1 pseudogene is annotated in these 490 nt (G+C 40.2%); it reads right to left on the bottom strand.

Annotated features, from left to right (window positions below):
- Positions 1-55: 55 nt before the first annotated feature.
- Positions 56-490, bottom strand: a pseudogene (locus E1297_RS00705) (capsular polysaccharide biosynthesis protein); the annotation flags it as partial.

Here is a 490-nt window from a genome sequence, read left to right as displayed (position 1 = left end):
GCATAACCCGCCCCGACGAGCGGCGACTGTTAGGTCAATACTGTTTCATTACAACCTATAACTTCCTTTTTGAGAATATCTCGATTACTTGATCTATGGACAACTGGTCGCCGTTATGTGGATTAAAATATTTTGGGTATTTAATGAATGCGATATAGAATAATTCTTCCAATTTAAGTATATTTTCCCTATTATCAAGGTCAACGTGATCGTTAGTTAATCCCCATCCCGCGTAGAATGGTGACCCAAAAGTCGTTACTTTTTTTCCTCTGAGTAGAGCTTCAAATCCTCCAAGGGACGAAATAGTATAAATTTCTTTAACATTGTCAACTGCGTCTGCAAGCGAAACACAATTAGGGATTTCTGTGACATCTGGAAACGATGCCAAGTCTACATATCCAGGCCGCATATTTAATCCTATGCAATCTGGATGCTGCTTGAAGTACACAGGCCTTTTTCCGCAATCGGACAATGCCTGTTTAATGAGGTC

It is taken from the genome of Roseibium sp. RKSG952 (genome assembly GCF_009711355.1).
Note: the sequence above shows the minus strand (reverse complement) of the source record. Positions and strands in the feature narration are given on the sequence as shown.